The organism is Citrobacter sp. JGM124 (assembly GCF_018257795.1).
In the GTDB taxonomy this organism is placed as follows: domain Bacteria; phylum Pseudomonadota; class Gammaproteobacteria; order Enterobacterales; family Enterobacteriaceae; genus JGM124.
In genome coordinates this window covers 103,803-129,984 of sequence record NZ_JAERJD010000008.1, presented here as the reverse complement: position 1 = coordinate 129,984, position 26,182 = coordinate 103,803, and the positions used below count along the sequence as shown (strand labels likewise).

Annotated in this window: 24 protein-coding genes; 16 read left to right on the top strand and 8 right to left on the bottom strand. The window is 46.2% G+C overall.

Annotated elements, in window-relative coordinates; translation table 11 throughout:
• Positions 1 to 137: 137 nt before the first annotated feature.
• Complete coding sequence (locus JK154_RS12630; RefSeq protein WP_211993044.1) at positions 138 to 1,658, bottom strand: PAS domain-containing methyl-accepting chemotaxis protein; 1,521 nt, start codon at positions 1,656 to 1,658, stop codon at positions 138 to 140.
• Between the two features lie 308 nt (positions 1,659 to 1,966).
• Between JK154_RS12630 and proP the strand changes: the two genes are divergently transcribed.
• The 3 genes from proP (at position 1,967) to JK154_RS12615 (ending at position 4,720) form a co-directional block, all read left to right on the top strand.
• A complete protein-coding gene (gene proP / locus JK154_RS12625) occupies positions 1,967 to 3,472 on the top strand; it encodes a glycine betaine/L-proline transporter ProP (RefSeq protein ID WP_211992899.1) in 1,506 nt (501 codons plus the stop codon).
• A 144-nt stretch (positions 3,473 to 3,616) separates the two neighbouring features.
• Complete coding sequence (locus JK154_RS12620; RefSeq protein ID WP_211993043.1) at positions 3,617 to 4,045, top strand: TOBE domain-containing protein; 429 nt, start codon at positions 3,617 to 3,619, stop codon at positions 4,043 to 4,045.
• Positions 4,046 to 4,147: 102 nt separating this feature from the next.
• Positions 4,148 to 4,720 (top strand): HdeD family acid-resistance protein, encoded by a 573-nt coding sequence (locus tag JK154_RS12615; protein WP_211992898.1) that lies wholly within the window; start codon positions 4,148 to 4,150, stop codon positions 4,718 to 4,720.
• Positions 4,721 to 4,883: 163 nt separating this feature from the next.
• On the opposite strand, the gene JK154_RS12610 is transcribed toward JK154_RS12615, so the two are convergent.
• Together JK154_RS12610 and rlmG are read right to left on the bottom strand one after the other, a co-directional pair.
• Positions 4,884 to 5,789 carry a hypothetical protein gene (locus JK154_RS12610; RefSeq protein ID WP_211992897.1) on the bottom strand — a complete coding sequence of 302 codons (906 nt, stop codon included), beginning with the start codon at positions 5,787 to 5,789 and terminating at the stop codon, positions 4,884 to 4,886.
• A gap of 343 nt (positions 5,790 to 6,132) precedes the next feature.
• Entirely contained in the window at positions 6,133 to 7,269 is a 1,137-nt protein-coding gene (rlmG, locus tag JK154_RS12605) for a 23S rRNA (guanine(1835)-N(2))-methyltransferase RlmG (protein WP_211992896.1), read from the bottom strand.
• Between the two features lie 211 nt (positions 7,270 to 7,480).
• Here rlmG and JK154_RS12600 point away from each other — a divergent pair, with 211 nt between their 5' ends.
• From JK154_RS12600 to JK154_RS12555, 10 genes are all read left to right on the top strand, one after another.
• Positions 7,481 to 7,981, top strand: coding sequence for a M48 family metallopeptidase (locus JK154_RS12600; RefSeq protein ID WP_211992895.1), 501 nt, complete (start codon positions 7,481 to 7,483; stop codon positions 7,979 to 7,981).
• Positions 7,982 to 8,021: 40 nt separating this feature from the next.
• Positions 8,022 to 9,011, top strand: coding sequence for a Gfo/Idh/MocA family oxidoreductase (locus tag JK154_RS12595; protein ID WP_211992894.1), 990 nt, complete (start codon positions 8,022 to 8,024; stop codon positions 9,009 to 9,011).
• A 254-nt stretch (positions 9,012 to 9,265) separates the two neighbouring features.
• Positions 9,266 to 10,234, top strand: a complete 969-nt coding sequence (locus JK154_RS12590) for a TerC family protein (protein ID WP_211992893.1) — start codon at positions 9,266 to 9,268, stop codon at positions 10,232 to 10,234.
• A gap of 711 nt (positions 10,235 to 10,945) precedes the next feature.
• Positions 10,946 to 11,608 (top strand): DedA family general envelope maintenance protein YqjA, encoded by a 663-nt coding sequence (gene yqjA / locus JK154_RS12585; RefSeq protein WP_211992892.1) that lies wholly within the window; start codon positions 10,946 to 10,948, stop codon positions 11,606 to 11,608.
• 9 nt (positions 11,609 to 11,617) lie between these two features.
• Complete coding sequence (gene mzrA, locus JK154_RS12580; protein WP_211993042.1) at positions 11,618 to 11,989, top strand: EnvZ/OmpR regulon moderator MzrA; 372 nt, start codon at positions 11,618 to 11,620, stop codon at positions 11,987 to 11,989.
• Positions 11,990 to 12,162: 173 nt separating this feature from the next.
• Entirely contained in the window at positions 12,163 to 12,531 is a 369-nt protein-coding gene (locus JK154_RS12575) for a DUF1090 domain-containing protein (protein WP_211992891.1), read from the top strand.
• Positions 12,532 to 12,584: 53 nt separating this feature from the next.
• A complete protein-coding gene (locus JK154_RS12570; protein ID WP_211992890.1) occupies positions 12,585 to 12,890 on the top strand; it encodes a YqjD family protein in 306 nt (101 codons plus the stop codon).
• Between the two features lies 1 nt (position 12,891).
• Positions 12,892 to 13,290, top strand: coding sequence for a phage holin family protein (locus JK154_RS12565; RefSeq protein WP_211992889.1), 399 nt, complete (start codon positions 12,892 to 12,894; stop codon positions 13,288 to 13,290).
• The gene (locus tag JK154_RS12560) at positions 13,287 to 13,583 is read left to right on the top strand and encodes a YqjK-like family protein (protein WP_211992888.1); all 297 of its coding nucleotides are present in this window, start codon (positions 13,287 to 13,289) and stop codon (positions 13,581 to 13,583) included. The genes JK154_RS12565 and JK154_RS12560 overlap by 4 nt, the downstream gene beginning before the upstream one ends.
• 206 nt (positions 13,584 to 13,789) lie before the next feature.
• Positions 13,790 to 14,182, top strand: a complete 393-nt coding sequence (locus JK154_RS12555; RefSeq protein ID WP_211992887.1) for a DoxX family protein — start codon at positions 13,790 to 13,792, stop codon at positions 14,180 to 14,182.
• Between the two features lie 127 nt (positions 14,183 to 14,309).
• Here JK154_RS12555 and mpl read toward each other — a convergent pair whose 3' ends face one another.
• Positions 14,310 to 15,698 carry a UDP-N-acetylmuramate:L-alanyl-gamma-D-glutamyl-meso-diaminopimelate ligase gene (gene mpl / locus JK154_RS12550; protein ID WP_211992886.1) on the bottom strand — a complete coding sequence of 463 codons (1,389 nt, stop codon included), beginning with the start codon at positions 15,696 to 15,698 and terminating at the stop codon, positions 14,310 to 14,312.
• A 174-nt stretch (positions 15,699 to 15,872) separates the two neighbouring features.
• On the opposite strand from mpl, the gene fbp reads away from it, so the two are divergent.
• Complete coding sequence (gene fbp, locus JK154_RS12545) at positions 15,873 to 16,871, top strand: class 1 fructose-bisphosphatase (RefSeq protein WP_211992885.1); 999 nt, start codon at positions 15,873 to 15,875, stop codon at positions 16,869 to 16,871.
• 84 nt (positions 16,872 to 16,955) lie between these two features.
• Here fbp and JK154_RS12540 read toward each other — a convergent pair whose 3' ends face one another.
• Positions 16,956 to 18,515, bottom strand: a complete 1,560-nt coding sequence (locus JK154_RS12540; protein WP_211992884.1) for a methyl-accepting chemotaxis protein — start codon at positions 18,513 to 18,515, stop codon at positions 16,956 to 16,958.
• Between the two features lie 267 nt (positions 18,516 to 18,782).
• On the opposite strand from JK154_RS12540, the gene ppa reads away from it, so the two are divergent.
• Positions 18,783 to 19,313, top strand: a complete 531-nt coding sequence (gene ppa / locus JK154_RS12535) for an inorganic diphosphatase (RefSeq protein WP_211992883.1) — start codon at positions 18,783 to 18,785, stop codon at positions 19,311 to 19,313.
• Between the two features lie 139 nt (positions 19,314 to 19,452).
• Here the strand turns inward: ppa and JK154_RS12530 are convergent, their stop codons facing one another.
• Genes JK154_RS12530 through JK154_RS12520 form a run of 3 tightly spaced genes read right to left on the bottom strand, consistent with a single transcriptional unit; the run spans position 19,453 to position 25,261 of the window.
• Positions 19,453 to 19,797 (bottom strand): gamma-glutamylcyclotransferase, encoded by a 345-nt coding sequence (locus tag JK154_RS12530; RefSeq protein ID WP_211992882.1) that lies wholly within the window; start codon positions 19,795 to 19,797, stop codon positions 19,453 to 19,455.
• 2 nt (positions 19,798 to 19,799) lie between these two features.
• Complete coding sequence (locus tag JK154_RS12525; protein WP_211992881.1) at positions 19,800 to 23,567, bottom strand: translocation/assembly module TamB domain-containing protein; 3,768 nt, start codon at positions 23,565 to 23,567, stop codon at positions 19,800 to 19,802.
• Positions 23,564 to 25,261, bottom strand: coding sequence for an autotransporter assembly complex family protein (locus JK154_RS12520; RefSeq protein ID WP_211993041.1), 1,698 nt, complete (start codon positions 25,259 to 25,261; stop codon positions 23,564 to 23,566). The genes JK154_RS12525 and JK154_RS12520 overlap by 4 nt, the downstream gene beginning before the upstream one ends.
• A 242-nt stretch (positions 25,262 to 25,503) precedes the next feature.
• Here JK154_RS12520 and msrA point away from each other — a divergent pair, with 242 nt between their 5' ends.
• Complete coding sequence (gene msrA / locus JK154_RS12515; protein ID WP_211992880.1) at positions 25,504 to 26,142, top strand: peptide-methionine (S)-S-oxide reductase MsrA; 639 nt, start codon at positions 25,504 to 25,506, stop codon at positions 26,140 to 26,142.
• Positions 26,143 to 26,182 lie beyond the last annotated feature (40 nt).

The following is a 26,182-nucleotide window of genomic DNA, read 5'->3' as shown; positions in this document are numbered from 1 at the left end:
AATATCCGCTGAAGAAAGAATCAATTGCTTGCAGCGATAAAACAAAAAAAATCACAATTTGATGGAAAAATGCCAAAAAACACAGCGCAACTATCGATCTAAAAAAAGCAGACCAGGGATCAGTCTGCTTACCATTTTTAGCTCAATACAGTGACAGCGTCTTGTAAGCGCGTTGCCCGATATTTTACCATCGCTGAAACCTGTGCCCCATCGTCCACCAGTCTGGCATTTTTTTCAGTGATCGTACTGAGTTCAGCTATCGAGCGCGTCACATCAGCCAAACCATTAGCCTGTTCAGCCGTTGCCTGACTGATCTGCCCCAGTAGCTGCGTCACGTTCTGCACTTGACCGACAATATCCTGCATGGTCCGGCCTGCCTCATGAACCTGTATTGTGCCCGACTTAACTTTGCTGGCACTGGCATCAATCAGTTTACGAATATCATTCGCTGCGCTGGCACTACGCTGTGCCAGGTTACGAACTTCACCGGCAACCACAGCAAAACCTTTACCCTGATCCCCTGCGCGTGCAGCCTCAACGGCCGCATTCAGTGCCAGAATATTGGTCTGGAAAGCAATATCATTAATCAACGTCGTTATCGAGCCAATACGCTGGGTACTGTCAGAGATATCATCCATAGTGTTGACTACTGTTTCCATGGCGTTAGCCCCCTGGGAGGCCGCTTCACTGGCTGAACAGGACAACTTATCTGCCGCTAATGCCGTTCCTGAGTTGTTCTGCACTGACGCAGACATCTGATTCATCGTGGTGACGGTCTGCTGAACATTCTCGACCGTTTGACGAGTACGCACATTAAGATCATCATTCCCTTTCGCCATGGCTTCACTACCATTGTGAACATTCGCCACTTGACCACTGACGTCATTAATTAACCAACGGCACATTAAACCTAACTGCCCCACGGAACGTAAAATAATCCCGATTTCATCACTGCGCGGTAAATGCTGAACCCGATGGTTATTACCAGTCGCCACTTCAAGCGCCTGACGGGAAACATTCTCCAGGGGACGGGCTATTTGCCACTCTAATAAGCCACAGACCAGTAATGTCGAGACAGCCCCGATCAGCCACTGTAAAAGCGGCAATGCCTGTGCATAAGCCGAAACCAGTAGAATAATCAGCAAAATACTCATGATGCTACGAATACGTGCACGCAGTGACATTGTTGGCAATCGTCCAAACAATCCTTTACGCAGTACCAGCCCCTTAAAAAGCTTTTTTTTACAACGACCTTCGTTTAAAGCCTGATACAACGGCTCAACTTCGGCTATCTCTTCGGGTGTGGCTTTAGTACGAATAGACATATAGCCGGTCGTTTTATCTTGCCGGACTAAAGGCACGACATTGGCACGAACCCAGTAATGGTCACCATTCTTGCGGCTATTCTTTATGATCCCGGTCCAGGGTTCGCCCTGTTGCAAGGTAAACCACAAATCAGCAAATGCCGCTTTCGGCATGTCAGGATGGCGCACAATATTATGGGGCAGGTCTTGCAGCTCATGTAATTCATAACCACTTACCCTGACGAAGGCATCGTTTGCATGCGTTATGTAGCTTTTCAGATCAGTGGTCGACATTAAAGTCGTGTCGTCGTCCAGCATAAATTCTCGCTGTGTAACGTGCTGGCGGGTAGACATAGCAAGGCCTTCCATGAGGTTATCCCAATAATTCACTTTTACGTGTTAGGTATTTCGGCATGACAATATTTTACTTTAAGTCAAAACCTTGATGGATATCACAGTTTAGAATAATTACTATAGCATCGACGGATGTTCATACTTAGCAACAAAGCGGATAGTTGCTTGTTGTTATCATTTTTAAACTTATTTTCTCCCTGTTTCTTACCAAAGCTGGATGTTAATGACCTACTCACTCAACATCGCACTACACTTAAGTAAGAGCCCACAAGCGATAACCTTGTGTGGAGAAATACTGAGGATAAAACATGTTACGAAGAAAAAAGAAAGTCAGACCGATAAAGGTCAGTGACGTTACGATTATTGATGATGCGCGTCTGAAGAAAGCCATCACTGCCGCCTCCTTAGGCAACGCGATGGAATGGTTTGATTTTGGCGTGTATGGCTTTGTAGCCTTTGCGTTAGGTAAAGTCTTTTTCCCTGATGCCAGCCCTGGCGTGCAGATGATCGCTGCACTGGGCACCTTTTCTGTTCCCTTTCTGATTCGCCCACTCGGTGGCGTATTCTTTGGAATGCTCGGCGACAAATACGGGCGTCAGAAAATTTTGGCGATAACTATCGTTATCATGTCACTCAGTACCTTCGCTATTGGGTTGATCCCCTCCTATGCCGCTATTGGCATCTGGGCCCCGATATTGCTCTTACTGGCCAAGATGGTACAGGGCTTTTCGGTTGGTGGTGAATATACCGGTGCTTCTATTTTTGTTGCCGAGTACTCACCTGACAGAAAGCGCGGGTTTATGGGGAGCTGGCTCGATTTTGGTTCCATCGCCGGCTTTGTCTGCGGCGCAGGGGTCGTCGTCCTGATTTCAGCCCTTGTTGGTGAAGAGAGCTTCCTTGAGTGGGGATGGCGTATTCCGTTCTTCCTTGCTTTGCCATTAGGTATTATCGGCCTTTATCTCCGTCATGCACTGGAAGAGACACCTGCATTCCAGCAACATATTGAAAAAATGGAAAAAGATGACCGTCAGGGTCTGGCTGAAGGGCCAAAGGTCTCTTTTAAAGAAATTGCCACAAAACACTGGCGTAGTTTGCTGGTCTGCGTTGGTCTGGTGATTTCCACCAACGTCACCTACTACATGTTGCTCACCTATATGCCGAGCTATCTCTCCCATAATCTTCACTACTCAGAAGACCATGGGGTGATGATTATCATCGCCATTATGATTGGCATGCTGTTTGTGCAGCCGATTATCGGACTGTTAAGTGACCGCTACGGTCGCCGCGTGTTTGTTTTCATGGGAAGTATTGGTCTATTTTTCCTCGCTATTCCAGCATTCATGCTGATTAACAGTGATGTTATTGGACTGATATTTTTCGGACTGTTGATGCTGGCAGTACTGCTGAACTTCTTTACGGGAGTCATGGCGTCAACCCTCCCGGCAATGTTCCCAACCCATATCCGTTATAGTGCACTGGCGAGCGCCTTTAATATTTCCGTTTTGATAGCCGGTATGACACCAACCTTAGCGGCATGGCTGGTTGAAGCCACGAATGACCTGATGATGCCTGCATATTATCTGATGGTGGTCGCAGTCATCGGCCTGGTAACAGCAATCACCATGAAAGAGACGGCGAACAAACCGTTAAAAGGGGCCACCCCTGCTGCATCGGATATTGAAGAAGCACGAGAAATTGTGCAGGAACACTACGACAATATTGAACAAAAAATTGAAGATTTAGATAAAGAAATCGAAGACTTGCAACAAAAACGTACCCGCTTAGTGGACCAGCATCCACGCATCAACGAATAAGTGATTACATCAGTCATCACGGGGGCCGTACTCAAATACGCCCCCGTGCTGGCTTGTTATTTATCACAGTACAATGCGCTTTAACGTCTGAACGACTATTCTGTTAACGGGATATAAAAACAGAAACAGAGGATAAGCCAAATGATGAAGGTATCGGCACGTAACCAGCTCACCGGTAAAGTGACTCGTATTATTACCGGCGCAGTAAACAACGAAGTGGATATCACCCTTGAACACGGGGAAGTGTTAACCACGGTAATCACTAAAGAAAGCTGTGAAGCCCTGGATATTCGTAACGGTAAAGAAGCCATAGCGATCATTAAAGCACCCTGGGTGGTGCTGGCCAATGTAGACAGCGGCCTTCGCTTCTCTGCCCGTAATCAATTTCGCGGTAAAATCACTAAAATAGTCAATGGTGCCGTGAATAGCACTATTCATCTGAAAACAGAAAAAGGTTTGCCACTCACAGCAATCATTACGAATGAAGGTCGTGATGAGATGGAGTTACATGAAGGTAATGAAGTCATCGCGCTAGTTAAAGCCTCTGGCGTTATTCTGGCAACTCGTGCCTGATACATGCAATAAGTATCCAGTCTACGATTATTGCCAGGCACTATACCCGGACAATTTGCAGTATCGCGAATAGACATACTCGATAAACAATGGAGTGCTACGATGTTAAATATTGATCGCAAGAAACTACTTAATCTGGACCCGGATTTTATAAAAAAACAGCGGACATTAATGCTGGTAGTGGCCTTTCTGTTACTATTGGGCGGTATTTTTTGCCTGATTAATCCCTTTGCTTCTGGTGCGGCTCTCAGTACCCTGGTCGGATTTCTGTTTATTCTGAGTGGGGTTGCCTTAATCAGTGGCATGGTCATTAACCGCAGCCATAACTTTCTGCCAATGCTTGGTTCAATTCTGTTAGGGATTGCCTACTTTATTCTGGGTTATGTATTTATCACCGATCCCGTTGTGGGCATTATGACCATGTCAATGATGCTGGCGGTATTGTTTGCGATTGGTGGTATTTTGCGTATCTCTGTCGGCTTTAAGCTTGGGGGTAAAAATGGGTCCTGGTTGCAGATTGTTATTGGGGCATTAGACTTGATTATTGCCGTTATGCTGGCAACAGCCAACCCTGAAATGTCGATAACGCTAGTCACCGTAGTTGTGGGTATTGAACTGCTATTTAGCTCTTTTGCCATCTTCCAGATTGCTAACCTGTTCCGTGTGAACCGTTAGTTATCAGTATTACTGACTAGCCCTGATTATGTTGACTCTAATACAGGGCTAGTCAGATCTGATTAAAAATACGTATTCTATTAATATTCTGGAGCCCGGCACTCCCGCACCATTATTAATACATCGCCCCCCCAAAAAAGACTATTTAAAACCTGCCAGATTTTTATTTGTGATTCACACGCTCATGCCAATATAAAAAAGCCAGCTGTTTGTCTATAGAAATCTTAAGGTCATCACGAGCTAATAAATCAGCAATAATCTTCCCCGTCGCCAGCAACTCGGAATACTGAGAGGAACACGCCGTTAAGTTATTTGTTTTTATATTATCCGGAGGTATTTGTGCCCAGTGATTTCGCAAATAAAATGCAATAAGTGCCACAATGAATTTTGCGTTGGTTTTATTTTCGTTGAAAACTTTATTGAATGCTGAAAATATCGAATTTAATGTATATCTGTCAATTTCAACGTGTGCAATCTTCAGGCCAATTCTGTGCCACTCTTTTTGACCATCAGGAGTCAAGAAAACCTGTTGTTCCAGCTCAGGATTAACTAATTGATGCGATGACCTGATGATCTCATCCCGACAGGGAAATAATATCAAACCACTCCAGTGGCACTCTGTATTACGTCGGTGAGATAAATATTTTGTGGTAATTTCAGTACCGTTATCAAACCCAGCAGCCCTGCCTACATGAACATGCTGTAAGCTCTGTATGATATCACCGGTAATTTTAATTTCCCGTAATAGCGAGTCAATAATTGATTTTTCATATACCAGTTCACTGCTTAATGTACTGATATTGCTGCTTTTTGAAGGTCCAGAATGAAACACTGAAGAAAACAAGTCGTCCATAGCATAGCATGAGACTGAGCGTAAATGAGAGTAACACCCTTTATCAAATACAATTCCTTTTTTTAAATTGGCATGCGGATCAATGGAAATAGCTGCGTCATTACGCACTTTATTTATATTACCGACAACCTGCCCACTTTTATTCATAGCATCAGAATGATTATTCTCAGTATGATATAAAGGTGTGGAGTTAAAATTATAAAAAGCCCTAATCATTTACCGCCCCGATTATAAAGAATGGTTTTAACACCCCATTAGTCTATAATCAATATATTCATTCGTTCTATCAAAAAATATTATTGATATTTTTAATGGTTATTTAAATACCCGTTAACATCATTAATATCTATAATATTAAATAATTATGTAATTCAGCGAAAACGACAGGCTGGAGCATCAGCGCCTGGATGGTAAAGGGCTGTATATATTAATTAACGGCAATACAATATCTGGTGCAGACAACATGATCACCCGTGCCGGGCATAATCCTTGATCAGTCGTAGTTCAAGTGAGATGCCCTGCAAGCAATAGCTCAGGGCACCCATTTAACATTCACGACTTAACGATTACGACCTAATTTTACTGCCTTCAGCACAACGAACTTACTGTTGGTGGCAATCGTGGTGCAGTTCCCGAAGATCTTCTTCAGTTTCCGGAAGTAATCCAAATGGCGGTTTGCCACGATGTATAACTCACCATTTATTTTCAGGCAGCGGCGCGCGTGGTGAAACATTTCCCAGGCAATTTGGTCGGTGAGTGCATGTTGCTGGTGAAATGGAGGATTACACAGTACCGCATTGAAACTGAACGGTTCAACACCTGACAACCCGTTATTAATCATAAATTCACAGCGAGCTATCTCTTCTGGCAAGTTGGTTTCAACATTGAGCCGGCTAGAAGCAACCGCCATCGGTGATTCATCCACAAACACGACTCGGGCCTGAGGACTGTTTTCCAGTAACGTCAGGCCAATAACACCATTACCACAACCTAAATCAACAATCTCACCTTCCAGATCCTGAGGGAGATGTTCAATAAAGAAACGAGCTCCGATATCAAGCCCCGTGCGGGAAAAAACGTTCGCATGGTTATGAATTGTCCATGACGTTCCCTCCAACGGCCAGCTCAACGTTTCTGGCGCTTCACTCAGTTTAGGGTTACTGAATGTGGTGTTAATCAGACGCGCTTTTTTCCATGCGAGTGTGGTGGTAGTCGGGCCGATTATTTTTTCAAACAGTGCCAGGGTGGAGTTATGAATATCCCGTGCTTTAGCCCCTGCAATAATGCGTGTCTGTGGCGTGATAACACGTCGTAAGGCCCGTAGCTGCTGTTCAAGTAACGCCAGCGTTTTAGGAATCTTGATCAGTACCAAATCAGGATTTTCTGGATAATTAGCCGTACTATCAAGAAAAGTAACACTGTTTTCGGGAATATCATTGATATTCAGATTCTGCCGCGTGGCTAACTCACTGAGATAAGAGTCACTGATGCTGTAAGGTTTATGGTCGGCCAGCACACAGGCAAGTGCCCCAAAAGTATCATTAAAAATTAATACCGGGCCGACAGGTTTCAGCTCGTCTACCTGCTGTAACAGGTAATCATCTGCCGCTTCCCAGGCTTGAAGTGGGTTAACGTCGTCCGTTTGTGGAAAACGTTGCAGCGTCAGTGAACGAAAACCGCTGTCTAATTGGCTCATCGGCCCTCCTGAATGGTAAAGTTTTAGTCATCTCTTACTCGTTCAAATAAATTGCAGATCTCACGCAATACCACCAATTACACAGGAAAACCTATGGTCGGTGAGCATATGACAGGCAATACCCTGGCAATAATTTGAAGTATGACGGATGGTATCTCCCCGGAATGGGGGCGAGAGTATACCCTTTTTTCCCCTTTAGTCTGAGAAAAGCATGAGCGAATTAATTTATTTGAATGGATACCCTGAAAGTTTACTGGCACAGGTTCGCATACTGATTGCCGAAGAGCGTCTCGGCAAAGTGCTGGAAAAGCGCTACCCACAGTACCATGACATCACGACCGATAAAGCACTTTATCAGTACACTCAAACCTTGAAAAACCAGTTTTTGCGTAATGCATCACCCATTAATAAAGTTATTTTTGATAGTAAAATACATGTTCTGAATAACGCGCTTGGTTTGCATACGGCCCTTTCAAGGGTTCAGGGTAATAAACTAAAGGCCAAAGCAGAAATCCGTGTTGCGACCATTTTCCGTCAGGCTCCGGAAGCATTCCTACGGATGATTGTGGTGCATGAACTTGCCCATCTGAAAGAGAAAGATCACAACAAAGCGTTTTACTCATTATGTTGTCATATGGAACCACAATATCACCAGCTAGAGTTTGATACCCGTCTTTGGCTCACTCAGTTATCATTACCTGACACGGCCTGATGACCCGCTACTTTCAACTTTATGGAGAATATCCCAGTCTATGATACGTTTCGCTGTCGTTGGCACGAACTGGATAACCCGCCAGTTTGTGGATGCTGCTCATGAAACTGGCAAGTACAAACTTAATGCCGTTTACTCTCGGACCCTGGAGCAGGCCCAGGCATTTGCCAGTGATTATCCTGTAGAGCACCTGTTCACCTCCCTTGCAGAGATGGCCGCCAGCGATGCGATTGATGCGGTCTATATTGCCAGCCCGAATTCACTCCATGCGCAACAGAGCATGCTGTTCCTGCGCCATAAAAAGCATGTGATTTGTGAAAAACCACTGGCCTCAAACCTACGGGAAGCAGAAGAAGTGATTGCCTGTGCCCGGGAAAATCAGGTAGTACTTTTTGAGGCCTTTAAAACGGCCAGTTTGCCAAACTTTATTGCCCTGCAACAGGCGTTACCGAAGATAGGTAAAATTCGTAAGGCCACACTGAATTATTGCCAGTACTCTTCTCGTTATCAGCGTTATCTTGACGGAGAACACCCGAATACCTTTAACCCTCTGTTTTCAAATGGATCAATCATGGATATCGGTTTTTATGTTCTGGCTTCCGCCGCCACCTTGTGGGGAGAACCTGCGACAGTAAAGGCCAGCGCTTCATTACTAGAGAGTGGCGTCGATGCCCATGGTTCGGTATTACTGCATTACGGTGACTTTGACGTTACGCTGCTACACTCTAAAGTCAGCGACTCCGTACTGGCGAGTGAAATTCAAGGTGAAGCAGGTTCCCTGGTCATCGAGAAGTTGTCTGAATGCCAGAGCGTTACCTTTATTCCTCGTGGTGAAAAACCACAAAATCTCAGCCAGCCTCAGCATATTAATACCATGCTGTATGAAGCAGAGGCCTTTGCCTGTCTAATAGAAAATAAGCACATTGAACATCCAGCGTTAAAAATATCTCGCATCACTTCTGCCTTGTCGACAGAGATTCGCCAGCAAACTGGCGTAAAATTTCCTGCCGACGAAACTGCACAGGCCTGAGAGTGTAAAATTTAAATAAAACAGAAACAAAATATTGACCCAATACATACTTAGTCTTATTTTGTCTCTCGCAAAGGGGAGTAACTTCATTGCCGGTTAATCGTCATTACGATGCGTATAAGCATCCGGTTGCCGGGCAACGTGTTGAGCGTTGTAAGTGAGACCTTGCCGGAAGGCGGTATTCCCTGTTGCAAATGAAAGCGGCTGGCGTCTTCTGACGATGGCCGTTTTTTGTTTTAAGGAATAAGTAAGTTATGAATAGTGTTGGCACTCCATTGCTATGGAGCGGTTTCGCTCTCGTCGTTGCCATCATGCTGGCAATAGATCTGTTTTTACAGAACCGCCGTGGCGTACACACCATGTCAATGAAACAGGCTGCCGTCTGGTCTCTGACATGGGTCTCGTTATCACTGCTTTTTAACCTGGCACTATGGTGGTACCTGAAGGAAAACCAGGGACGTAGTGTCGCCGACACACAAGCCCTCGCTTTTCTTACCGGTTATCTGATTGAAAAAGCCCTGGCTGTGGATAACGTGTTCGTCTGGTTAATGCTTTTCAGCTACTTCTCAGTGCCACCGGCGTTGCAACGCAGAGTACTCGTTTATGGTGTGCTGGGTGCCATTGTGTTGCGCACCATCATGATTTTTGGCGGTAGCTGGCTAATTACTGAATTTGAATGGCTACTCTATATTTTTGGCGCATTTTTACTCTTCACCGGTCTGAAAATGGCGTTTGCAAAAGAAGATGATACCGCCATTGGTGACAAACCGTTAGTTCGCTGGTTGCAGAGTCGCCTCAGAATGACCGATAAAATCGAATCAGAGCACTTTTTTACCCGTAAATCCGGGGTGTTATATGCCACTCCGTTGCTGCTGGTTCTGATTTTGGTTGAATTGAGTGATGTCATCTTTGCACTCGACAGTATTCCGGCTATTTTTGCGGTGACAACCGATCCCTTCATCGTACTGACATCTAACCTGTTTGCCATTCTGGGTCTGAGGGCCATGTATTTCTTACTGGCAGGTGTTGCGGAACGCTTCCCAATGCTGAAATATGGCCTCTCCGTCATACTGGTATTTATTGGTGTGAAGATGCTGATTATGGACTTCATCCATATTCCTATTGGGGTATCACTGGGGGTCGTAGGTGGAATTCTGGCTCTGACATTAATTATCAATACCTGGGTTAACCACCAGACGGCTCGTAAAGAGGGAAGCAAGTAGCCATTCTTACTCATGGCTGCTTCACGCAGCCGTGCCTGAACTCGCTATAATAGAGATTACTGGCTGTATCAAACGGCCAGTAATCTATAATGAGTAGATAAAATAGTTAACCTGTTAAACAAAACCGTAAAACGTGAACATATTAGTACTTTTATCATCGTCAAGATAATAACCCAGACAATTTCGTTAACTCCTTTAATATATTTTTCAAATACCGATAAAACTGTCTAATCAACTTATTGATTTTCATATGACTAAGTTTTATGAAACGACCATCTTACGTTATATTAAATACCGCACATTCGCAGATAAATTTGGGGCTATGCATCGAATTAACTGTCCGTGATTTCCTGGGAATCAGCAGGTTCATATGAATAGCATGACGAATGGTCAAAAAAAGTCATTTTTCAGGTAGTGGGTAAGCAAACAAGGAGTAGTGTCAGCGTGTGTAAATACCCTCGCCAGCACTCCCCCGAATAAGCAAAATCACTTAATAGTAAACGCAAATTCTGTGACGTACTGCATGGAGTTTTGTTACAATTAGACGCAATTCCACCACTGAAAGGACTGTCTGGGAGGTTTCTTGCCAGCTATCGCTTTGACCAATAGGTTCAGCTAGTGGGTTGTCATTAATAAATATAAAAAATAGTACTGCACTCTACTCATCCGTTTGTATTCGGCGGCCGCCAAACGAAGTGCCAGGAACACTGAATGGAACTACTGACGCAATTGCTTAACGCTCTCTGGAGCCAGGATTTTGAAACGCTTGCCAACCCCTCAATGATTGGCATGCTTTATTTCGTCCTGTTTATGATTATTTTTTTGGAAAATGGACTGCTTCCAGCCGCATTTTTACCAGGTGATAGTCTGTTAATCCTGGTCGGAGTGTTGATTGCAAAAGGGGCGATGGGCTTCACTGAAACGGTTGTTTTATTGACTGTGGCTGCCAGTCTGGGCTGTTGGCTAAGTTATATCCAGGGACGATGGCTGGGCAATTCCCGGACGGTACAAAATTGGCTGTCACATCTCCCGCCTCGGTATCATCAGCGAGCCCATCAGCTATTTCATAAGCATGGTTTGTCCGCGCTACTGATCGCTCGTTTTATCGCCTTTGTTCGTACATTGCTACCCACCATTGCTGGCTTATCAGGTTTGAGTAACACACGTTTCCAATTTTTTAATTGGATGAGTGGCCTGCTGTGGATCCTGATTTTGACTACACTGGGATATCTACTGGGAAACACGCCCATCTTTATGAAATATGAAGATGCCCTGATGTCATGTCTGATGCTGTTACCAGTAGTCCTGCTTGTCATTGGTTTGGTTGGATCACTCATAGTGCTCTGGCGTAAAAAACGCAGCTCACGTAGTTAGAGGTACATGATGAAACTCTTTTCATGCCATCTTCGGACGGCATTATTCTTCGGCGTGATAGCGCTTGCATCCATAGCCTTATGGTCAGGTATGCCTGCTAAAGAGACGACAATAGAGATTCGCGTCGCCCGGCAGGGCAACAGCCTGCCGGATGGCTTTTATGTCTGGCATCATCTGGATGCTAACGGTATTAGATTCAAAAGTATTACACCACAGAACAATAACTTACTTATTACCTTTGCATCCAGCGCACAGAGTGAAGCAGCAAAAGAAGTGCTCAATCGTGCCTTGCCTGGAGGGTATGTTATTGATCAGCGGGATAGTAATAACCAGGATGCCCTGACGTGGCTATCTATATTGCGGGTCAGCAAACACGTGTGATCGTTTAACTTCAATGAATCTGAATTTTATCAACACAGCTTGGGATTTAGTCAATTAATGGCTATGCTGTAAAAGCTTTACTTAGAAGTTAACTGCTTTTTTCATGCCGTTACGCCAATAAGTTCTCGCTCAGTAAAGCTTTGTGTCTCGTTAACTACTGGATGGTTACTTCTATGAAACACATTACTACACTCGCTTTAGCACTTTTTATCTTAGTACCCACAGCACAAGCCAGTTCCCTCTGTGGCGAAAAAGAGCAAAGCATCCAAAGTGAAATCAACTACGCAGAACAGCACAACAACTCACACCGGGTTGAAGGTTTAAAAAAAGCGCTGAGTGAGGTGAAGGCCCATTGCACTGACAGTCAGCTTATTGCTGAGCATCAGGAAAAAATCACCAAACAGAAAGCAGAAATTGCCGAACGTCAACGTGACCTCGACAAAACCCGCCTGAAAGGTGATGCTGATAAAATCGCGAAACGCGAGAAGAAACTTGCAAAAGCAGAGTCTGAACTGAAATCACTGGAAGAACGGAAATATTAACCGTAAAGGCCATTGAATCTTAAAAGTCATCCTCAACTATACTGGAGAGAATTATGTCTAAAGATTATACATCAGAACATTTGCGCGCTGAGCTTAAATCCCTTGCGGATACTCTTGAAGACGTCCTGGATACCTCAACCGAAAAATCCAAGGGCGAGCTGGACAAACTACGTAACAGAGCAGAGCAGGCACTCCGTGAAAGCCGTGCTCGTCTCAGTAATGCGGGTGATGCAATCAGTCATCAAACCCGTGAAGCCGCGGCTAAAGCAGATAACTATGTACGTGAAAACCCATGGACTGGCGTAGGTATCGGTGCCGCCGTTGGTGTGGTGCTGGGTATCCTGCTCGCCCGCCGCTGATATGGATAGTTCTCGTTCAAATCCTGGGCCGGGCAAAAGTTTGCTCGGCACAGGCCAACGACTGATCACCATTATTGTCGGGATGGTTGAGACCCGCCTTCGCCTGGCGGTAGTCGAGCTTGAAGAAGAGAAGGCTAACCTTATCCAGCTGCTATTGATGCTGGGTTTGACAATGTTGTTTTTAGCTTTTGGGTTAATGAGTCTGATGGTGTTAGTGATCTGGGTTGTTGATGCTCAGTATCGGCTGCATGTCATGATTGGTACCACGCTTGCGCTACTGATTTGTGCACTCATATGTGGATTATGGACACTCAAAAAATCTCGCCAGTCTACCTTGCTTCACCACACCCGTAATGAATTAGCCAATGACAGAACTTTTCTGGAAGAGGATAAATCATGAGCGATACGGAACGTGACCAGCGTAAAGCAGCATTGCTCATACAGGTGCAACAACAGCGAATTGATCTTTCTATGGCAAAACAGGACTGGTTAGAGGTTACCGCACCCTACGATCGTGGATGGGGTGTACTGGTTAGCCTGCGCCGTTATTTTGTCGTAGCGGGAGGTATGCTGGCGATATGGAATATTCGTCGCCCGGGTAGAATAGTCCCTCTTGCAAAACGAGGACTAAGCCTCTGGAGCACATGGCGAGTGATGCGCACCAGTCTGAATAAACTGTTCTTTAACCGCTGAAAATGCCGCTGATGAAGCGGCATTTTTTTATCCCTTGGTACTTAACGCAATATATTTGAACAAGTTTGACAATTTTCCTTGCTAACAATTATTCATCATCCGCTTTATTCTCCACTCCATCGACGGCAACCGCCAATTATGTGCTGAATCCAAGACAGATTAAGCCTCGCCGTATTAAACCAGAAAAAATATCGTTGGAGAGCAAAATGAAAAAATTAGAGAATGTTGGCGTACTTGTTGCCCGTATTTTAATGCCAATTCTGTTCATTACCGCAGGCTGGGGAAAAATTACTGGTTACGCAGGCACTCAGCAATACATGGACGCCATGGGGGTTCCTGGGGCAATGTTACCGCTGGTTATTCTGCTTGAATTTGGTGGCGGCCTGGCTATTCTGTTCGGTTTTCTGACCCGTACGACAGCAATCATTACCGCTGTGTTCACTTTACTGACCGCATTCCTGTTCCACAGCAATTTTGCTGAGGGTGTGAACTCAATTATGTTTATGAAAAACATGACAATCGCGGGTGGATACTTACTGCTGGCGCTGATGGGGCCAGGTGCTATCAGCATCGACCGTCTGTTGAAGAAAAACTGGTAAGTTTGCCTTCATATCGCTGATTACCGGGTAATCTCTCGCTTAACCTGGTAACAACAAAAAAGGAGCATAATTGCTCCTTTTTTGTTTGTATTGATACCGCTGATAACAGGCTACATCACTCAGCGACTCACGCGTTATCCCGTTTTTGCTGTTCTTCTTTATGTGCCAGAGCATCCAGCAATTTTTGATGAATACCGCCAAACCCACCATTACTCATGACCAGGATGGTATCACCCGGCTGGGCCGTTTTTACAATCATGTCGACCAGGGTATCAATATCAGCGCTCCAGTGAGCGGGCTGTACGCAGGCATCAACAATATCAACTACCTGCCACGGAATATTCTGGGGTTGCAGAATAAAAACTTCGTCAGCCCTACCCAGTGATGGTCCCAAATCATCTTTACTGACACCCATTTTCATGGTGTTAGAACGAGGTTCCAGCACCGCCAGAATACGAGCAGTCCCACCCACTTTGCTACGTAAAGCGGCAAGTGTGGCTAAAATAGCTGTTGGATGGTGGGCAAAATCATCATATACGGCAACCTGATATGCTTCACCACGTAATTCCAGGCGACGCCGGGCATTAATAAACTGGCCGAGTACCGTTGCAGCTGCCGAAGGAGTGATCCCCACATGGCGCGCTGCAGCAATAGCCATCAGGCCATTATGCATGTTGTGCTCACCAACCAATTGCCAGTTAACTTCCCCCACCGCTTCCCCATCAAGGAAGACACGCCATGAGGATGCATCAGTAGTCAGTTTTTCAGCTCGCCAGTGGCCTTGCTCTTCCCCTACCAGCTCTTGCTCACTCCAGCAGCCCATCGCCAATGTCTGCTTAAGGTTATTGTCACTTTCAGGCCAAATAATGCGGCCTGAGCCAGGAACAATACGGACCAAATGGTGGAACTGTTTTTGTACTGCTTTTAGATCATCAAAGATATCAGCATGGTCAAACTCAAGATTATTGAGGATCAGTGTGCGTGGGCAGTAGTGAACAAATTTTGAGCGCTTATCGAAAAATGCGCAGTCATACTCATCCGCTTCGATAACAAAAAAATCACTCTCACCTAAACGTGCCGAAACGGAAAAATTGCCAGGAACACCACCAATAATGAAACCAGGCTGATAACCACAAGCCTCAAGTATCCAGGCAACCATCCCTGCCGTCGTTGTTTTACCATGCGTCCCTGCAACGGCAAGCACCCAACGGTCACGCAGGACGAAATCGTGCAACCACTGGGGGCCAGACATAAAGGGAATGTTTTGTTCTAACACGGCTTCAACACAGGGATTACCGCGCGTCATCACATTACCGATTATGACTAAATCAGGTTTAGGAGCGAGTTGAGCTGCATCGTAACCCTCTACCAGAGTGATCCCTTGTTTTTCAAGCAAGGTGCTCATCGGCGGGTAAACATTAGCATCAGAACCCGTCACCTCATGACCGAGTGAACGGGCCAGTAACGCCAGTCCCCCCATAAACGTGCCACAAATCCCTAAGATATGAATGTGCATAAAAAAACCTTTTCTCAATTTGGTGTATATTCTAACCGCATGGTTGGGTGGTAAGAAACGCATTTCTGGAGATTAGTTGTTTTGCTGACGCGATTAACCCAAGCATAATGTTTTTAAATTTTGTTAAGATTGTTTTATATGAATTAACCAACATCCCTATCCAGGAAAAAAGACATGAAAACGTTAGGTGAATTTATTGTCGAAAAGCAGAATGAGTTTCCACATGCTACCGGTGAACTTACTGCTTTACTGTCGGCAATAAAACTGGGTGCCAAAATAATCCACCGGGATATTAACAAAGCCGGTCTGGTTGATATTTTGGGTGCCAGTGGAGCTGAAAACATTCAGGGTGAAGAGCAACAAAAACTGGACTTGTTTGCTAATGAAAAACTTAAGGCCGCACTGAAAGCGCGCGGAATCGTCGCCGGCATTGCTTCCGAAGAAGAAGATGATTTTGTTGCCTTTGACGGCTGTGAAAACGCAAAATATGTGGTGTTAATGGACCCACTGGACGGTTCTTCTAACATCGATGTAAACGTTTCCGTCGGGACTATCTTCTCCATCTATCGCCGTATTTCCCCTGTCGGGGCACCAGTAACCAAAGATGACTTCCTACAGCCTGGTAACAAACAGGTTGCTGCAGGTTATGTGGTATATGGTTCCTCAACCATGCTGGTGTACACCACCGGCTGTGGGGTGCATGCCTTTACTTATGATCCTTCCCTGGGCGTTTTCTGTTTGTGTCAGGAGCGCATGCGTTTCCCTGCCCAAGGGAATACGTATTCTATCAATGAAGGTAACTATATTAAGTTTCCGGTAGGCGTGAAAAAGTACATCAAATATTGCCAGGAAGAAGATGCAGCAACTCTGCGCCCTTATACTTCCCGGTATATTGGCTCCCTGGTCGCTGACTTCCACCGTAATCTGCTGAAAGGCGGGATCTATCTTTATCCAAGTACTGCCAGTCACCCACAGGGTAAGCTGCGCTTGCTATATGAAGGCAATCCAATGGCATTTCTGGCAGAGCAAGCCGGTGGCAAGGCCAGCGATGGTAAAGAGCGTATTCTGGATATCATTCCGACTGAACTTCATCAACGCCGCTCATTTTTTGTTGGTACGCAGCAAATGGTCGAGGATGTTGAACGCTTTATTCGTACCTATCCAGACGCATAATGCTTAAAAAAGGGTGGCCCTGAATAGCCACCCTCAGCTTGCCAATCAAGAAGGAAGAATGTTTCTTTTCCTTCTTTATCGCCTTTAACAGCGAAACGAGGCTATCGCCGTTACCAGTTGCTGTGATTGTTCTTCCAAAGAGCGGGTTGCTGCCGCTGACTCTTCAACCATGGCGGCGTTTTGCTGTGCCGCTTCATCCATTTGGCTTACCGCAATACTGACCTGTTCAATACCACTACTTTGTTCATGAGAGGCCAGGGAGATTTCCCGTACCAGCTTAGTCATACGCATGATCTCTTCAGCGATGTTATCCATCGTTTCGCCTGCTTTATTGGCAAGCTGATGCCCTTCATCCACATGAGTTTGGGAGCGAGTGATCAAGGTACGAATTTCTTTCGCTGCATCGGCACTGCGACTCGCCAGCGTACGAACTTCACTGGCAACCACGGCAAATCCCCGACCTTGCTCCCCGGCCCTTGCCGCTTCAATCGAAGCATTCAGTGCCAGAATGTTAGTCTGGAAGGCGATACTGTCAATAACCCCTAAAATATCAGCAATGCTCTCGGAACTGGCAGAGATATCACGCATTTTTTCAATAACATAACATACCATTTCGCTGCCTTTATCGGCAGTATCTGATACGACATTGGCCATGCTATGCGCCTGTTCCGCATTACTCGCATTTTGTCGTACTGTGGCTGTGATTTGTTCCATGCTGGCGGCAGTCTGCTCAAGAGATGAGGCTGTCGACTCCGTACGACTTGATAAATTTTGATTACCTAATGCCAGTTCATGACTCCCAATATCAATCTGTGCGGTAGCATCACGAACCCGACGAATAGAATCCACCAGCGAATCACGCATCCGAGTAATGGCTCCCGTAAGACGACCAAATTCATTATTTCCGGCCGCTGGTAAGCATTGCGTCAAATCGCCATGTGCCACAAACTCGAGCTGACTGATCGCATTATTGAGTGGTTTAAGCAGCAAATGCCCCAGTGCCAGCCAGCCAAGAAAAATCACCAGAACCGCAATGGCAGCGGCAAAAATAATGAGCCCCAGAACAATATTCTTCTGCCACTGGATCGCTGCGACTTCATGGCTACCACGTTCTTCTCCCCAACGCAGGAAAGTTTGTACCGCATCATCAAACTTTTTACCCCGTGGCGTCAGATGGTTTTCCAGTACATCGTAATAGCCATCAACATCCCGTTTTTCCAGGGCACTGAGCATAGGTTCAATACCCTCTGCCATATAAGTATGATAATCCTGAACCAAACTGGTGAGCAGCTGCTGGCCTGTTTCATTTCCTTTTTCTGATTCGTCCTGGATAGACTCAGTCATTTCCTGACGCGCATGCATAATGCCAAGATCGATATTTTTTACTGAATTTTTTGCATCATCCAGTAAGCCGATTTCCATCTGACGTACCGCTTGCCCGGCCTCATTACGTGCACGGAGTAAAGAAATATACCCTTCGTTAAGTCTTGCCATCTGTCCATTTTGCAACTGATTCATTCGCTCGAGGGAAGCGGAACTATGTTGCAAGGCATAAATACCTAAGCAGCTAACAACCAACAGCAGCAGGGCCATCACAGCTAACAGCGAAAGCAACCCGGTGCGAATAGACAAATTCTTCAACATGCTGAGATCCTGAGCTCACAATAGCTAATATAAGACGTTGAATGATTATCGGCACCCAAAGAATAATATTTAGACAACTTGCTTTCTTTACACCGCTAACCTTTTGTTAAAAAAAGGTTAATATTAATTAAATATATCTAAGTCAGAAAGATAATCGCTGCGGTGCTCCCTTTTTCATAAAACAGCAGATAAAAGAGCAAAAGACATTTAAGTCCAGTTGGCTATAATAGCCGACACGTGAAATAGAGCTGATTAAAGGAAACAAACATGAGCTTACTCAATGTTCCTGCTGGCAAAGACCTGCCGGAAGATATCTATGTTGTTATTGAAATCCCTGCCAATGCTGATCCGATCAAATACGAAGTAGACAAAGACAGTGGCGCGCTGTTTGTTGACCGTTTTATGTCCAGTGCCATGTTCTATCCTTGCAACTATGGTTATATCAACCATACCCTGTCTCTGGATGGTGATCCGGTAGATGTCCTGGTTCCAACTCCATACCCATTAGAGCCAGGTAGTGTTATCCGCTGCCGTCCAGTTGGTGTTCTGAAAATGACTGATGAGTCAGGTGAAGATGCTAAACTGGTTGCAGTCCCTCATAGCAAACTGAGCAAAGAGTACGATCACATCAATGATGTGAACGATCTACCTGAGTTGCTGAAAGCACAGATCACTCACTTCTTCGAGCATTATAAAGATCTCGAAAAAGGCAAATGGGTTAAAGTTGATGGCTGGGATAATGCTGAAGCTGCTAAAGCTGAAATTATCGCTTCTTTCGAGCGTGCCGCTAAAAAATAATGCATACCGTATAAAAACAAACACCGCCATTGGCGGTGTTTAAGGTGGCTAACAAGGGAGGAAAACACGGTTTTCCTCCCTTGTCGTTTTATTTTTAACTGCACGCGACTATGCTGCACTCACGCCCAGCGTAACCACATCACTCCTTGTCCCTATCAAGCCAGTTACCACTCTCTATTTTGGTAAGCCCTTCAATCGGGCGCTGATAGACGTACATCCATGCACTTCCGTAAGGCGTTTGAATCAACTGGCGCTTGTATTCTCCGCCCTGAGTGCGAAGCGCATCCAGCTCCGCCAATGTTGATGCGTCAATTCGGTAGACTTCCCCTATAACGCTGCCATCACCGGGTACAGCACCAGGGTAATGCCCAAGGCTGTATAATACCAGGTTATCTTCCGTATGTGCGCCCATCCATTGAGCATTAGTCATCCAATGGCTGTTGCCTTGCTTGCGTCGTAAACTACCGTAGACAAATATTCGCATTGCTAAAACTCAAACTGATAGAGCAGATCTAGCGCCTGATCAATACCAGACACCGCTTCCAGATATAACTTAGGCATTAAGCGATAGCGCAAGGTTAACGTCGCTAAAGAATCAAAAATACCTACGCCATACTTCACCTGTAGACCCGGCAGTACATAGCCACTGACCACCACCTGAGAAGAGTCACCTACCCCTGCGGTATCCAGCGTCAGATTACTGACACCGAATGTCTCACCGATTTTACCCACAATTTGACCACTTTGTGCAACCCCCAGCCCCACTAACATCGAGGTCATCACATCTCCATCACCGCCAGAGCTATTTAAGCCCTGTCCACGTAACAGATATGAGAGGACCTCTTGTTGTGACATTACCGGGTCTGAGAAGATTTCCACTTTCGGTTCAGGGGCAAGTCCCATAACCCGTACACCGGCAATAACATTATTCTCGGTTGCATCCGGGTTACGAATCGCTTCTATATTAACATAGGGCTGTTCTGGCGGGCCGGAGAATAATAACTCACCTTTACGCACCATAAGATCCTGCCCATAGGCACTGAAACGCCCCTGAGGGATCTGTATCTGCCCATTCAGGCCGAGACCTTGTTTGTCCTGTGTAACAGCAAGCTTCCCGGTTAAGCTCGCCTTTAATCCAAAAGCATCTAACTTGACATTATTACCAATATTAATCATCAGATTACTATTGACAGGAATCGATGTCGACTTGGGTGCTATGGGTTGCTGATTTTCATTTAACATCACCAGATCACTGGAAACACCTACCGCGCTTTCTGGTAGAGAATGAACGGTAATACGCGCCCAGGGAATATCAACACTGCCATTCAGGGTAAATGCACTCGGGGTTGCAATGAACTCCACATCCGGCGAAACATCCAGTCGTGCCATGGGTGGAACAGTGATACGAACTTTATCCCCTTTCGCAGCAATGCGCGCATACCAGTTATCAATACGAGCCCAGTCAGCCTCACCATTCAGGACAATCTGCCCTTGTCGGGTACGCAATGTGCCCTGCAGCAGCGAACTCATGCCATTAAACTGAACAGCAACCTGGCTCGGTTGCATTTCAAAAGGCATAAAGTTACCCGCAATATTCAGGCTGTTTAACTGCAACTGCCCAAATAGCTGAGGTTGCTGAAGGTTCCCTCCCAGACGCAAATCTGCATTGAGTATGCCTTGTGCTTTTTCACCTCGGGTAAAAATGGCATTGATAATATCCAGTGAGATGCCCCGAATATTGACATTCCCCCCCAGGTTACGTTTGCCCTGAGGATCACTGATTTTTACTTGCCCATCAAACTGTCCATTCTTTGCCAGCCGGATTAACCAGCCAGCCTGTGCCAGGTTATTTTTCAGATCCGCATTAATGTTTAAGGTATCAAAAGCCACAGGAAGTGACTGTCCATTAACATTTTGTACAACTTTAACCCCCTGTCCAGTAAGCGTCACCGCCCCCTCAGGCAGGTGACCGCTTTCACTATCCCAGCTTGCATTGACCTTGCCAGTAAACCGACCGCTGGCCTGTGTTTCTGGTGGCATAAAGGGTTTGAGCATGGACAAGTCAAAACGGTTAAGATTGATGGCGGCATGACCTTTTTTACCCACCTCAATCGTTTCCGGTATACAAAGCTCGGCATCAGGATTAACCCAGCAATGGGGGCCAATATCCACTTGTTGTGTCTGATTACTGAAATCAAGCGCCATGGCCCGATTCAGGTTCCAGGGACCAACAGGCGTCTCAAAATGCGTGTCACTGAGCTTGCCCGTCCAGCGTTCTTGCTGCCTGTCAAAATCACCTGCCAGCGTCAGCCGGCCGGAAAAAGGATCACCTTGCACACGTAGCTGTAGCTGATGACTCTTCTCATCACCGTTGATACCCAGAGTAACCTGCGAGAATTTAATATCTGGCAACGCAATCCGTTCCATTCGCAAGTCCAGCTTGCCACCTATCACATCATGGGATGTGATATCCCCTTTCAGCCCAATGCGGGCAACGGAGAATGTCTGGAAACGAAGGTTACTGCCATTGATATCCGCCAACAATTGTGGTGCATCCACCTTGCCGCGAATGTTGATCATGCCTTTAATCATCCCACCCAGCCCGGGCAACACATTATCCAGACCGGGGGCATTGATAACCGTATCCAGGTTTAACGTTTCCTGGCCAAACTCCCCTTTGACATCAATCAGGTTACGGCCCAACTGTAAGTGCAGCCCTGGAATATTCCACTGCATATAGTTATTGCCACGAACCTGTCCCTGAACGTTAACTTTATTTTCTTTAACGTTGCCCACAATTTTCAGCTCGGGAATATCAACCTGCCAGCTTCCTCCATAAAGGCTGCCGCTAGTTTTCACATTACCGTCAAGTTTTGCTGGCCATTCAGGGAATTGTTTCCCTGTATTGATACCTGTAAGCTTCAGATCTGCACGCCAGCTAATAGCCTTAGCCCAGTCAAGGATACCCGTCAGTTCGGTATTTCCCTGTAAAGCGGCAAGACGTAACTTATCAATATTAAATTGTTCCAGGTTGCCCTGGCCATCAAGAAACAGAGTCGCAGGGGGTAACGACTCACCTTTCAGGTCACTTTTTAATGACAGCTTGTAGTTGCTTATTTTACCGTTAAAACGGAATTTGAAATCATTCGCCTGATAGGCTTTGTCTCCACTCAATGGCCAGTATAACTGCTGACTGTCAATGGCAAGATTGAGAGGTAATCCCACCTCTGCCAACTGAGTTTGTGCTTTCAGCCGCGCATCAACCGGCCCGGATAGTGCCAGATCAATATCCAGTGTTTCGCGCAGAGCCCCACTCACCTGTAGCTTAACTTGTTCCCCACTGACAGGTGCCATATTTAACGTACTTGCTAATTGCAGGCTGACCGGCCAGTTGTCTTCAAGTCTGGCACTACCCCTGGCGTCAATTTTCCCTTGTGAGGAATCGACCGCCAGGGTATCGAGCTTGATATCACCATTAATACTGCTGGCTTTGAGCAACAATGAGTGAACCGTCAGGTCCGTGTCCCCCTTTAAGTGCAGCTCACTGGCAACAAATTTCTGGATATCCAAGTTAACGGGCAAATGGACATTCGCCACTGCGGGCAAAATGGGTTCAGCAAACAGCTTGTTAAGCGTTTCACCTAAAGGGGGGGCTTCCCCTGCAGGCTGTTTTTCTTCTACGGGGTCGGGTTCTTTAGTAACGGTTTTGGGCAGTACGATCTGCAGCCCTTGCAACTGAGTAGGTAGCAGGGTCAGGTCAATATTCTGCCATTGTAACCCGGATGAAAAATCAGTCACTGCGACAGAAGTACCATCAATACTGACATGAATATTTTGCAGCCCGACATGGCTGAGAGTCAGTGGATAGGGTGTTGAAAGATTCAGTGGCCCAGTATCTTCTTTTTGCACGGGTGCTGAAGGTGGCATTTTGCTGGTATCAATAATGACGTCAACATTAGCCAGTGAAAAATTATTCACACACAGGCTACTGTGTAACAGGCAGCCTGGATCGAGAGCAAGATGCAGAGTACCTGCTTTAACATCCACTCCCGGTTGTTGGTAACTGACATCTGTTAAGGTCAGGTCACGCCATCCACCTTCAACACTGGTGATGTTTAATCCCGGGACCCAACGATTGGCGGCATTAAATAATATGTGCAAACCCGGAGTCGTCGCGACCAGGAACCCTGATATCGCCACAAAGACTAAACAGACTGTCAATACCGCGAGGCTTATCTTTTTCCAGCGACTCATAGCTCAGGCCCCAAACCAATGTAAAACTGTAAACCATGCTCATTTTTATCTGCAACTGGCACCGCAAAATCTAACTTAATTGGACCGACCGGCGATTGCCAGCGGACGCCAACGCCAGCCCCTGTCTTGAAATCATCTTTCGTGAAATCGTTCACTGCTTCACCACTGTCAACAAACACCGCCCCCCACCATTTCCCGGTGACGTTATATTGATATTCCAGTGATCCCGTGACCATTCTTGATGCACCAGTCAGCTTCCCATTACTGTCACGGGGTGAAATTGATTTGTACTTATACCCACGAATACTGCGATCGCCACCGGCAAAAAAACGCAGATCTGGTGGGACACGGTTAAAGTCACCGGTCTCTATCCAGCCGATATTGCCACGTACCACAAAGCGATTTTTCTCTTTCAGGGTACGTATCCAGACGTTCTGTGCCTGGAAAATACCGAAGTCAACATCAGAGCCCCAGGTGGTATTTGAGACATCGATAGAATAACGTTGTGAGTCCCCCCACACAGGCATCAGGCCCCCACGAGAACGGGTACGACTGAGATTAACCCCCGGATAAAGCAACATGGTGGTATTGGTAATATCAGCCTGAGTAAAGTGGTCAAGGCTCCAGCGCAGGTTAATGTTACGCTGCCAGCCACTGGATAAATCCCAGTAACGGGAAAGCACTGCGGTGGTGGAATCGGAGCGGGTATCATTCAAATCTGTTCGTTTAAAGCCGCCCTGCGCCAGGTAATACTGCTCGATTGGATTTTTCAGAAGTGGAATTTTATAGCTAAAATCCAGCGTTTGTTCCGGGGCAGATACCGTCGTGCTGACGCTCAGGCTTTGACCGTATTCATTCACCCATGGCTTTTTCCATGAGGCTTTAAGGCGTGGCCCGACGTCAGTAGCATACCCCCCGCCGAGCTCGACTGAGTTCTGCGTTCGTGGTGTGACAACCCCCTCCATCGGCAGCACTTTCGTTTCCCGGGATTTATTAAATTCCGGGGCAACCACAACCGAGTTGAACCAGCCCGTTGCAGATAAACGCCGATTCAGTTCTGCTAATGAACTCGCCTGGTAAGGGTCCCCCTCTTTGAAAGGGACCAGGCTTTGCAGGTAATCATCACGAATTTGTGAACCTTCAAAGGTCACTTTACCAAAACGGTAGCGTGGCCCACTATCAAAGTCGATATCCCAGAATGCCTGATGCTTTGCCAGTGAGACGCCAAGCTGACTTTTTAGAAACTCACTGTCGAAATAGCCATCTCTCATGGCCAGGCTACTGAGCTGACTTTTAAAGCTGTCATACTCGCCCTGATTAAGCACAGTACCAATTTTTGGCTGTTGTTTGAGTAATTCAAGGTACTGTTCGTCAGTGCGTGCGCCGCCGCGTAATACCACATCGGTGCCGCCAATGCGTATCGGTTCCCCAGGGGAAACATCAGCCAGCAAAACCTGGCGGCCTTTACCTACTGGTGGTGGCTGCAGGGTGAAGTTAATGGTGGGCTCAAAATATCCCAGCGCTTTCAGACCTTCACGAATTGCATCATCTACGCGAGCCTGAAACCGTAAATCCGGGGTCACTTCATCACTTTGAATCGTAGAAAGTTGAGCCCTTACGTTTTTTTGTAGTTCGCCACTCAGCCCTTCAACCTGTAATCGAATATTTGCTGCAGTTGCCCAGGCACTCATCATGCAGAGACTGGTAATACATAATATGCGGATTGCTGGCACATTTTCTCCTGAATATCTTTTTCCCCTGGACGGAAACATTCATGCTATTGGGTAGACTAATCACCCCATAGCATAGACGTTAAAAATAGCGTACTCGCCTCAACATTTCTTATATAGTCTTAGTATCCGGGTGTATCGTCAGCCATTATTCTCATTATGGCAACCCTACATGACGCATTCCATAACAGTGGAGACACAGATCGATGCCTTTGTTTGAAAAAACGCAATCCATTCCACAGGGGGATGCCCTTCCTGGTCGGAATATTCCCATGCCCGTTGCCCCAATTCATGCTGTAAACGGCCATTCTATGACAAATGTACCAGATAACATGGAAATTGCTCTTTTTGGGATGGGATGTTTCTGGGGAGTAGAGCGCTTATTCTGGGAGACGCCTGGAGTTTACAGCACCGCAGCGGGCTATTCTGGCGGTTATACGCCTAATCCAGGCTATCGGGAAGTCTGCACTGGGCAGACGGGTCATGCGGAAGTCGTCAGGGTAGTTTATGATCCCAACGTAGTGAGCTTTGATAAACTGCTGCAAATATTCTGGGAAAATCATGACCCAGCACAGGGTATGCGTCAGGGCGGAGATATCGGGACACAATATCGTTCCGCCATCTATCCACTCACCCCGGAGCAGGATACTCAGGCACGTACCAGCCTTGAACGTTTCCAGGCGGCGATGAACGCATCTGGTGATACCCGGCAGGTCACCACTGAAATTACGCCTGCCAGTACGTTTTACTATGCAGAAGACGATCATCAGCAGTATTTATACAAAAATCCTGACGGCTATTGTGGCCTGGGTGGTATTGGTGTTTGCCTGCCCCCCGCGCGCTAGCACTTGGTATTAGCGTTACGGCAACAGTCTATGCACGCTG

Coding starts and splice junctions, on each gene's coding strand:
- JK154_RS12630 (WP_211993044.1), bottom strand. CDS start 1,658: ATGTCTACCCGCCAGCACGTTACACAGCGAGAATTTATGCTGGACGAC.
- proP (WP_211992899.1), top strand. CDS start 1,967: ATGTTACGAAGAAAAAAGAAAGTCAGACCGATAAAGGTCAGTGACGTT.
- JK154_RS12620 (WP_211993043.1), top strand. CDS start 3,617: ATGAAGGTATCGGCACGTAACCAGCTCACCGGTAAAGTGACTCGTATT.
- JK154_RS12615 (WP_211992898.1), top strand. CDS start 4,148: ATGTTAAATATTGATCGCAAGAAACTACTTAATCTGGACCCGGATTTT.
- JK154_RS12610 (WP_211992897.1), bottom strand. CDS start 5,789: ATGATTAGGGCTTTTTATAATTTTAACTCCACACCTTTATATCATACT.
- rlmG (WP_211992896.1), bottom strand. CDS start 7,269: ATGAGCCAATTAGACAGCGGTTTTCGTTCACTGACGCTGCAACGTTTT.
- JK154_RS12600 (WP_211992895.1), top strand. CDS start 7,481: ATGAGCGAATTAATTTATTTGAATGGATACCCTGAAAGTTTACTGGCA.
- JK154_RS12595 (WP_211992894.1), top strand. CDS start 8,022: ATGATACGTTTCGCTGTCGTTGGCACGAACTGGATAACCCGCCAGTTT.
- JK154_RS12590 (WP_211992893.1), top strand. CDS start 9,266: ATGAATAGTGTTGGCACTCCATTGCTATGGAGCGGTTTCGCTCTCGTC.
- yqjA (WP_211992892.1), top strand. CDS start 10,946: ATGGAACTACTGACGCAATTGCTTAACGCTCTCTGGAGCCAGGATTTT.
- mzrA (WP_211993042.1), top strand. CDS start 11,618: ATGAAACTCTTTTCATGCCATCTTCGGACGGCATTATTCTTCGGCGTG.
- JK154_RS12575 (WP_211992891.1), top strand. CDS start 12,163: ATGAAACACATTACTACACTCGCTTTAGCACTTTTTATCTTAGTACCC.
- JK154_RS12570 (WP_211992890.1), top strand. CDS start 12,585: ATGTCTAAAGATTATACATCAGAACATTTGCGCGCTGAGCTTAAATCC.
- JK154_RS12565 (WP_211992889.1), top strand. CDS start 12,892: ATGGATAGTTCTCGTTCAAATCCTGGGCCGGGCAAAAGTTTGCTCGGC.
- JK154_RS12560 (WP_211992888.1), top strand. CDS start 13,287: ATGAGCGATACGGAACGTGACCAGCGTAAAGCAGCATTGCTCATACAG.
- JK154_RS12555 (WP_211992887.1), top strand. CDS start 13,790: ATGAAAAAATTAGAGAATGTTGGCGTACTTGTTGCCCGTATTTTAATG.
- mpl (WP_211992886.1), bottom strand. CDS start 15,698: ATGCACATTCATATCTTAGGGATTTGTGGCACGTTTATGGGGGGACTG.
- fbp (WP_211992885.1), top strand. CDS start 15,873: ATGAAAACGTTAGGTGAATTTATTGTCGAAAAGCAGAATGAGTTTCCA.
- JK154_RS12540 (WP_211992884.1), bottom strand. CDS start 18,515: ATGTTGAAGAATTTGTCTATTCGCACCGGGTTGCTTTCGCTGTTAGCT.
- ppa (WP_211992883.1), top strand. CDS start 18,783: ATGAGCTTACTCAATGTTCCTGCTGGCAAAGACCTGCCGGAAGATATC.
- JK154_RS12530 (WP_211992882.1), bottom strand. CDS start 19,797: ATGCGAATATTTGTCTACGGTAGTTTACGACGCAAGCAAGGCAACAGC.
- JK154_RS12525 (WP_211992881.1), bottom strand. CDS start 23,567: ATGAGTCGCTGGAAAAAGATAAGCCTCGCGGTATTGACAGTCTGTTTA.
- JK154_RS12520 (WP_211993041.1), bottom strand. CDS start 25,261: ATGATGAGTGCCTGGGCAACTGCAGCAAATATTCGATTACAGGTTGAA.
- msrA (WP_211992880.1), top strand. CDS start 25,504: ATGCCTTTGTTTGAAAAAACGCAATCCATTCCACAGGGGGATGCCCTT.